We start from the raw sequence: 9,641 nt of genomic DNA, 5'->3' as shown, positions 1-9,641 counted from the left end.
TTGGCATAGGCAATAAAATGATGTATATTTTTATATAAAGAGCCGATAATATTGTCGGTAATTTGAGCAATATTTTGGCGTTGACTTTCTCCTAATAATCCCGCCAAATCCAAGGCGAAATCCCTTTACCAACGCCAACAATCGAAGTATTAACGAAAAGTCAAATTGCCTAAAACCCTTTTCATTTTGCCTGTTGCCTTCTGATAACGACCATTTTTAACGTTAACCTACTTAGTATTTCCATAACTCCTAACTACTCTTGCTGCACTCCGAAATAGTTGATAGTATCTTTGACTAACTTCATCACCCACTTCAGACAATACATCAATGCCAATGCCATTACGACCCTGACTTTTTCCAGAACTATGAATATAACGTCCTTCTCCCAGGTATAATCCTACATGATCTGCCTTTTCACCAGTGCCAAAAAACACTAAGTCTCCGACTATGAGTTGATTATTTAATTGATATTTGTCTAAGGAAATCTTCTGACAAAAAGCTTCCTGTTGATAAGCATCTCTAGGTAACCAAATACCAACAGAAACAAAAGCAGCTTGAATAAGGCCAGAACAATCATAGTTAGGTCCTACTGTACCTCCCCAAAGATAATAATTAGAAGTGTTCATCGCTTTATAGGTAAAAGCAATCACCTCTGGTAATTTCTCTCTAATTTCAGTCTCGCCAAAAATGTGAGGCTGAAAAGGAGTTTGTGTTGGCTGAATTTTATCAATGTCTGTATATCTTAACCACCCTTGATAGTCATCTTCTTGTAACTTGACCAAAATTGCACTGTCGAATTTTTCCTGTAACTGGATAACTTGTAAATTTCGCCCAATTGCTGCTTGAGTTACCAAAATATTGCACTCAGAAGAATCATAGATATTGATATTAGCTTGGCACTGATACTCAACAACATTAGATAATTGCTGGTCGAACACTAAATTTCGCTTGGATAATTTACTGAAGTTATTATAATATTTTATGGATATAAATTACAACCTTAGTTATCAGAATCACTATTATTTAAAGATAGCTTTAATTTTCAATAACTATGGAATAATTAACAGAGAATTTTTCACTCAATCCATATATTATTAAATAAGTATTTTTCTCTTTTCTAAATTTTACCTAATTTTTCTATATGACTTTTTTTGATCGAGATGAACAGTTAAATATTCTGGGTAAAGACATTATAGAGGCAATCAAGATAGAGTTTTCGGAATTAACTTATGAGCAAATTGCGATAACTTGGTTAGTCTACGATTTACCAATGGCAGGAAATATTAAGAATTCTACAGAGTTTTGGCAACAGCAAGTGCGTGGTTGGAGCGATCACGGTGATGAACGAATGTATGCTGCTGGAATAGTCCATTTATTCTATCTTATAGCTATCTATGAGTGGTTAGAGAAAGGAATGGTCAAAACCTCAAAAGAGTTAGAAAGAGCAATTCGAGATATGATCGTTTATTCTAGCAACGATGCTACTGGTCTAGTTGTAGATGTTTTAACTGGAACTACCAGTGGACCTGAAATATCATCAGGACCTTTTCAAACCTGGAAATATCAACGTAACTTTGTCAATCGTTATTTTCAATCTCTGAAGTGGCCTGAGTTAAAATTCATTAATATTAATCAAAAAACATGGTGTGATGGTCCTTATGGTCGAGAAAGGATGTTTCAAGGACTATTGATGGAAAATCGAAATATAGTTACTACTCATAGCACAGCTCGTTTGCTACATAGTATTGTGGGTGGGGTTGCAGTATCTCCTGTCGCCTCACAAAAAATGATGAACTTGTTAAAGAAAAATCCTAGCCAAGATAAATTAAGAGATAGAAGTAAGGAACAATCTATAGGATTTTTGGACGATAGTCTACCTCAGGATACTAAAGTATGGTGCAAAGGAAGCTCGGACAACCAAGTGCGTCATAATTTTGCTTATATTGAGTTACCAAATATTAAGCCATATCTTTTAGTTGTATTTACAGAAGGCAAGAACCTTAGTCAAAATGAAAAGATAATGCCTTATATTTCCCAAAGGTTTGTAGAGGCAATGAAAAAATTACAATAAAAGAACAAAAATATTTTTTCTCTTATGTTTTATGTCTTTAATTTATTTAATTTAACTATATTTATAACGGAGAAGGAGGGATTCGAACCCTCGGTACGGGGTTCTCCCGTACAACTCATTAGCAGTGAGCCGCTTTCGACCACTCAGCCACCTCTCCAATAATAATAATTATCTACTTTTTTGACATTCTGCCAACTTTGCCCTTAGGCGACAGCACAGCATTCCTAACCATGGCTGATTAGGGCTTTCTGATTTTAACTTATCTGCCTCCAAGGTCGAGGCTTTTTCCGGTCTTACGGTCAATCAACAGTAAGTCCCTAATTCGACATATCCCCTAGACAATACTAGGTAACCAGCCTTATTTTATTTACCATAGCACACTATTGAGAAAACCGCAACATTGATTTATTTTTCCATAAGACACTCCCTTGTCAGGAGAGCGCGGGCCTTCAAGCAACGTTGAGATAACAGATATTTGTTGGTTATGGCAGGACTATTATAGAAGTTATATTTCCCAAAGTAAAGATTAGGTAAAAATAAAGGATTACCTGAACTCTCGAACAACTATTCCTAGTTACTTAATCTTGATATCTTTTACTTCTAGCTTAGAGTTTGTTGCCACAATCCTCAGTAAACAAATTCATAGATATAAACTTTTCGGCTCCCTAGAGTTATATGGTTACTAACTCTGGAATGAGTTTTAAACGCTTTTGTTTCCCATAATTTAGTAGAAGCTTAGTTAAAGATAGCTGACTTTCACCATTAATATGAGCGCAGTACATATTTCACACAAATTATCATAGCACAATAATTATTAGTCTGGATGCTTCCGACTCATTTTGTTTTAATCCCGGTACTGAATTAGAAATTAGATACCGGTACTTTGAGAATTTATTAAGTTCAAAAAAGCTTAAGGCGAATATAATTAGATTTTGTTCCTGATCAGTTCATAATTCAATCATATTAATAGTACAAAAACACAAATACTATCAAGTAGCTTTAAATAAATTGGCAAATAATACCAAGTCCAATTTTCGACTTCTCCCTGCTCTAAACAGACAAGGATTCTCAGCGGATGCTACGCAATGGGATCAATAAACATTGCTCGCTTTTTCTTAACTATCACCCAGAGATTTATCCGGGTGGGACTAGTCAAAATGCCCCTAGACACTCACTTGTATTGACATTAACTCATATAGATTGTGCTTACTTTTTGTTAGCAGCTTTCAGGAGTTTCTATAACTATACCAAAATCTTACACTCCCTGTCCTGCCATTGCTTGCAGTGATATAGTCATACTGCCGTTGAATGTATCAACCGTTGTTTCTTAAATGCCGGGATTTATCTATACTAGGACAGTTCCAGATGCAGATGAACTTCTTTACTCACACTTTAATTCTATCACTTCGGCCGGATAAATATCGCACCGTCATTTTCATCCCCTACCTAAAGACTAGGAACTTTCAACCTTTTTCTGTGTAAAGCTAATCTTAGATCTTAATATGATATAAAAAAACTGAATCTGTAGAAGTTATTCAAAGCAAAAGTTAACTTGTAACTACAGAATTTATTTATAGAATTTCAAATTAATCGACAAATTGGGGAATTGACAATAGCTCATACTATGTTAAAATTCTGGAGGTTCATATAGATTGAGCCAAAAAATATCTGTAATATTTAGACAAAATCATATATAGTCTTAAAGATGCAAAAATATACCAAACAGTACATAATTATAACTTTCTAAAAAATGTATCTGTTGCAGCAGAAAAAAACCTGGCCTAGTTCATAAAACATGAATTATAACATTAGGTAGTGGTGTAGTCATGGGGAACAATGGTTATGCTTGTGATGTCTTAATTCACAAGGGCTAAATTGTCCCTAGAAATGAAAATATAGGTTGACAAAAACGGTTATCTATACAGAATCTAAAATTAGCTCTTTGAGCTAATCAAACATAAATCAGTAATAGTAAATACTAAAAAACGAGGTAAGCAAGTGACTCAAGTAGTAATTCCACCAGGTACCGAAACAGATCCAGTAACCGATGTAAGTACTGGCATCGCCGATGGAGGTCGTGTCCGAGTATATACACCATTTCCCGATCGTGGAGTTGGGACATCTGGTGCAGACCAAATTTCAGCTTTAGCTGGTGATGATATAGTAGCATCTGGCGGTGGCAATGATGTAGTGGCATTAGGAGAAGGTGAAGATACTGGCGTTGGTGGTACTGGCAATGACTCAATCCAAGGAAACCGAGGAAATGACTCTATACAAGGAGGGGATGGAGATGATTGCCTGAGAGGTGGTAGAGATAATGATACCTTAGAAGGTGGTGAAGGAGAAGACATTATCTTTAGCGATCGCGGAGACGATGTAGCACGAGGTGGATCGGGAGATGATGATATCAGAGGTAATCAGGGCAATGATTTCCTAGAGGGTAATGAGGGCAATGATATTATCGATGGAGGTAAAGGTAACGATACTCTTGATGGTGGTGCTGGAGATGACTTCATATCAGGAGCTAGGGATAACGATATTTTAACCGGTGGCGCTGGAGCTGATGATTTCTTCTTCTGGTACAATTCAAATGGTAGTTATGGAGTTGACACTCTAACAGACTTTAATAGAGGTGAAGGAGATAAGATAGTTCTCGCTGCTAGTCCATTCATTCCTGAAAATGCCAGATTTAATGCTTTAACAGGTACGCCAAATGGCGACCCACTGCCAGCAGACCAGTTTGCAGTGATTGAGAATTTCAACCCTGTAGTTGATGGAGCAAGTTCTGCAGCAATTGTATATGACCCTACTAATGGTTTAGTCTACTATAACCCAACAGGATCAGTGGGTGATGAAAATCAATTTGCCAAGGTTGATGAGACTGTATATGATGCGAATAACCCATTACAAAACACTGACTTTGAAATCTTCTAAGTCTGGTTAATATATAGATGCGGTTTAACATATCGGTATAACCCTAGAATGAGAATTCTGACTCCCCTCTAAAATTAGGTTAGGGGGGATAAATTTTTAGTGAATTGGACTGATGCAACTTGTGTTGGTCTTTCCACCCCAGATAGTTTAAATATTCAGAACTATCAACTATTAATAATTAAAGCAATGGGTAGAGGTTCTCGCCAAATGGTTAAGTTAGTTGAAGAAGGAGACAGGAGACAGGAGACAGGAGACAGGAGACAGGAGGAAAATTACATGGGGATTCTCACCCCAAGTAATTTTGAACACCGTGTAGACGGTGGGGTATTAAACCCACAAAGAAAATGATAAATATTTTTTTCCTAGAACTGCACCTAAGTTCAGACAGAAATCATTCTATGGTTTTCAAACTGGCGATCTTGTGAAAGCAGTTGTGACTAAAAGCAACAAGATTGGTACTTATTCTAGTAGAGTTGCAGTCAGAAAAACTGGCAGTTTCAATATTAAAACTAAGACTGAAACTGTACAAGGAATTGGTTATAAATATTGTCAACACTTGCACAAATCAGATGGGTACACTTATAGATTTGGCGAATTAATCAAACAGAAAACTACTAACCTTTTCAATAAAATAATTGATATTTCACCTAGTCCAGTTCAGTTAAATATATTTGATACTTCTGAGTTAAGCATATCAGAGGTACAACCGAAAGAAAAAAAATCCAGGAAGAAGTTTAGCGGTACTAATGGAGAACAGCTAAATTTGTTCTAAGTAAACGGAGGAAAGTCATTTATTTGCTGGTTGTTTTCCTCCCGGCACTAAATCAAAGATTATAGTGCATATCTCCAGCAACTATTTGAGATGATTAACTATTAGGCTAAGGATGGGAATAGAAGAATATCTCAGATTAGCAAAACTCTACTTGAGCGAAGGTAAATTAAGTCAAGCTATAGCAACCTGTCAAGAAGTTTTAAAATTACAATCAAATTCTGAGGATGCCTACAGAATATTAGGGGAAATTTATCAAGTTCAAGGCGATTTTCAGGCAGCTATGTATTCTTATACAAAAGCTTTGGAGATTAAGCCAGAATATGCGGAAGTTCATGCTTTTCTTGGTCAATTATATAGTCAGAAAAAGTGGTTGATTGAAGCAGCAAGTCAATATCAACAAGGGATTAATTTAGGGTTAAAATGGCCAGAAGTGTATTATAATCTGGGTAATATAAAGCATCAATTTGGTTATTTAGAAGCTGCTATAGAATGTTATGAAATAGCTATTATTCTGAAGCCGAATTATATTAAGGCTTATTTTAGTTTGGGTATTGTTTTTGAGTTGCAAAGAAATTATCAAGCAGCAGTTGATATTTATCGAAAAATTATCGCACTCAAGCCTAATTCTGTAGAAGCTTATAATAATTTAGGTGGTGTTTTAGCGGATTTGAATAGAACGGAAGAAGCTGTTGAAGTTTATCGGCAGGGGTTAGGTTTAAAACCAAACTCAGCAGATTTATATAATAATATTGGTCATGCTTTATCAACAGAAAATCCGGCACAAGCGATCGCTGCTTATGGTCGTGCTATAGAGTTAAATCCTACTTTTATTAAGGCGCATTATAATTTGGGTAAAGTATTACAAGTTATTGGGGAGCATGAGTGGGCAGTAAAATGTTTTCAAGCAGTTATTCAACTAAAGTCAGAAGAAGATAATGTATTAGCTTATAGTGATTGTGCTTTTTCTTTGATGGGTATAGGGAGGTTTAAGGCTGCTTTTCTTTATTTACAAAAGGCGATTATTAATCATCAATTTGTGGATGGTTTTTGTCGGTTATGGGAGGCGAAGTTGGAGAATGCGGAGGAGATAGTATCTGATGAATTGTATTTGACAAAGGTAGCTGGTTTAAATTTTGTTAAGGAGCTGCAAAAATTAGATAGTTATTCAGAAAGTTTTCAGCAGCAGTATCGGAAAACATCTGAATATTTGCTCGAATATTATGTTCATTTTGGCAATGTTTTGATGGAAAACGAGTCTTATGCTAGTGCAGAGATGTTTTATCAAAAAGCTTTACAAGTTCAGGCAAATTTACCAGAGATTTATTGTTTATTAGGGAATTGTTTAGTTAAACAAAAACGGTTAAATCCAGCAATTATTAGTTATCGGGTAGCTATCCAAATATTATTAAGTGAAAATAGAGTTTCTGAGACGATAAGTATTTATTTTGATTTGGGAAAGGTTCTGGAAAAGCAACAGCGATGGGAGCAAGCGATAGATTGTTACAGTAAAATTTTATCTAAAAAAACAATAATATTAGATTCGCAGATATTCAACAATAATCTTCAGCCTTATCAACAATTAGAAGGATTATATTTATCTACAAAAGATTGGATCGATCAATTAGATACTAACAATGTTCGGCCAAGATATATAGAAGTAAAATTAGAAAAATCCACAACAGAAGATATAGAAGAAATTACTAAACCTTCAATTCAGGAATTAAGCTCTAAAAATAAGCAGAAAAATTTAGAATGTCATGGGTTAAATTGTAGTAAATGTTTATGGGAAATTTATCAGTATTTTGAAGTCAAATACCTCGCCCCAGCAGTTTATAGTCTCAATGGTAGAAGTGGGTTTAGCCAAGATACGGATTTTTTGAGTCAGAGTTTAGGGAAAAAAAGCTCTTTCCTCAAGCAAGCAAAAAAAGGGGATATACCCTCCTTGACAAAAGACTCAAAAAATAGTTTGTCGAATTTTCCTCACTTTCTGAAAATTTCCCAGACTCCCAATTTCGTCACAATAGTACCAGAGGGAAGAACTTGGGTTATGCCCAAGAAAAATTACTGGAGACTATGTTACGCGATCGCCATTATGACTCCAGACAACTATTTACTGGCAGATATTTCTAGGGAGTATCCATCCCCATTACCAGGATGTACCAACCATGACCCAAGTAAACATCGAATATTTGGTTTAGAAGAACTTCCATCTCTAGAGAAAATTCATGGTAAAGTGGCAGTATTATCAGTACTGTCGGGAAATGTGTATTTTCACTGGATAGTAGACCTGTTACCCAGAATAGAAATATTACGTCGGGGTATAAATTTAGAAGATATAGATTGGTTTTTGGTTAATGATTATCAACAACCTTTTCAACAGGAGACCTTAAAAATTCTTGGCATTCCCGAAGAGAAAATTCTGGCAAGCGATCGCCATCCCTACATTCAAGCAGAAGAATTAGTCGTCCCTTCATATCCTAGTTATTTAGGATGGTTACAACCGTGGGGAGTAAAATTTTTGAGGGAAGCATTTCTCGAAGAAAGAATTATTAAGAAGTCAGGGTTGCCAGAAAGAATATACATAAGTAGGAGTAATGCTAGGTATCGTCGAGTAATGAATGAACCAGAGGTAGTAGAGATATTAAGCAAATTTGGTTTTACCTGTATTACTCCAGAGTCTATGTCCCTAGAAAGTCAAATTGCTACCTTTGCTCATGCGAAAATTATAGTTGCTCCTCATGGAAGTGGTTTGACAAATATAGTATTCTGTAATCCAGAGACCAAAGTTATTGAACTTTTCTCGCCCAACTATCTCAGATATTACTATTGGCATATTAGCCAATTATTAGGACTTGAACATTACTTTTTAGTAGGTGAAGCATTTAGTTGTTATCCTATTAGAAATTTAATGTATGAAAGTTCCCTTGTAGAAGATATTTTGGTGAACTTAGGGTCACTCAATTTAATGCTTCAAGCTGTAGGTATTATACCAATTTGATAGATATTTGCTACAAATAAATAGGTTATTTTTTAGGAGTCAGGAGTCAGGAGTCAGGAGTCAGGAGTTAGTTTGCACAAAGAAAGAAAGAATTTGAATAGCATGAATTTTTCAATTCATATTCAATAGAACATCCGTATAACCAGATTTTATATTAGACTGAAAAGTTGGCACTTTTTTCAAACTCAAAAGATACTGGCCTTTATATGTCAATGCTTTGAGAATTAATCAGCAAGTCCTAATTAATACTAAAAAATAGCATAAAAACCATTCATTCCTACTCCTGATATCATGTCCGCTGGGGCGCGTTTGTGTAAAACCAAAAGTGAATATCTACAGGAAATTTAAGTTTTTTCAAGCTTTTAAGCCTTCTTCCCTCTTCCTTCTTCCTTCTTCCTTACCTTCGCGCTTACAATACCGATGCTACCGGACATGATATGACTTCTGACTCCTATTTAATAACTAGCCCCTCATAACGTGATATTATACAATTTATCTATGAAGTTACCCTGAATAAAAGATGATAACGATTGGTAAAATAAGACTGTAAAAAAAATTATTAAGTTCATCATTACAAAGAGATAGTGTTAGGTAAAGTCTTGTTACCTACAACTAATCGTCTATTCCATAAAACTAACACCTACGGAGCATAATGACAAAAAAATTAGGTCTCAAGTCTACCCTTTTAAGGAGATAAAAAGCGGTCGAGAAATGGCGAGATTTCCTCGCAATATCTAATCAACCAAGAGAAAAGAGAATTCCGTATTTTCTTGCCTCACTATTACAGGAGGTACTGATAACTGATAACTGAAGTTACGAGGGTCAAAAATAAAGGAATAAAAATAGAAACTATTGCCCGCTTTTCA

6 protein-coding genes and 1 tRNA gene are annotated in these 9,641 nt (G+C 35.4%); 5 read left to right on the top strand and 2 right to left on the bottom strand.

Going from position 1 to position 9,641, the window contains the following annotated elements; translation table 11 throughout:
• Positions 1–227 precede the first annotated feature (227 nt).
• Positions 228–938: a C40 family peptidase gene (locus F6K06_RS18465; RefSeq protein ID WP_124145822.1), complete on the bottom strand. Its 711-nt coding sequence runs from the start codon at positions 936–938 to the stop codon at positions 228–230.
• A gap of 203 nt (positions 939–1,141) precedes the next feature.
• On the opposite strand from F6K06_RS18465, the gene F6K06_RS18460 reads away from it, so the two are divergent.
• Positions 1,142–2,071, top strand: coding sequence for a serine hydrolase (locus tag F6K06_RS18460; RefSeq protein ID WP_124145821.1), 930 nt, complete (start codon positions 1,142–1,144; stop codon positions 2,069–2,071).
• Positions 2,072–2,138: 67 nt separating this feature from the next.
• Here F6K06_RS18460 and F6K06_RS18455 read toward each other — a convergent pair.
• Positions 2,139–2,228, bottom strand: a tRNA-Ser gene (locus tag F6K06_RS18455).
• 1,841 nt (positions 2,229–4,069) lie between these two features.
• Here F6K06_RS18455 and F6K06_RS18450 point away from each other — a divergent pair.
• From F6K06_RS18450 to F6K06_RS18435, 4 genes are all read left to right on the top strand, one after another.
• Positions 4,070–5,005 (top strand): calcium-binding protein, encoded by a 936-nt coding sequence (locus F6K06_RS18450; RefSeq protein WP_287242435.1) that lies wholly within the window; start codon positions 4,070–4,072, stop codon positions 5,003–5,005.
• A gap of 99 nt (positions 5,006–5,104) precedes the next feature.
• Positions 5,105–5,353, top strand: a complete 249-nt coding sequence (locus F6K06_RS18445) for a hypothetical protein (protein ID WP_287242432.1) — start codon at positions 5,105–5,107, stop codon at positions 5,351–5,353.
• 85 nt (positions 5,354–5,438) lie between these two features.
• Entirely contained in the window at positions 5,439–5,777 is a 339-nt protein-coding gene (locus F6K06_RS18440; protein WP_124145818.1) for a hypothetical protein, read from the top strand.
• Positions 5,778–5,889: 112 nt separating this feature from the next.
• Positions 5,890–8,775 carry a tetratricopeptide repeat protein gene (locus F6K06_RS18435; RefSeq protein WP_287242429.1) on the top strand — a complete coding sequence of 962 codons (2,886 nt, stop codon included), beginning with the start codon at positions 5,890–5,892 and terminating at the stop codon, positions 8,773–8,775.
• Positions 8,776–9,641: the final 866 nt, after the last annotated feature.

This window comes from Okeania sp. SIO1H4 (genome assembly GCF_010672695.1).
Lineage (GTDB): Bacteria > Cyanobacteriota > Cyanobacteriia > Cyanobacteriales > Microcoleaceae > Okeania > Okeania hirsuta.
This window is presented reverse-complemented; position numbering and strand designations above follow the sequence as displayed.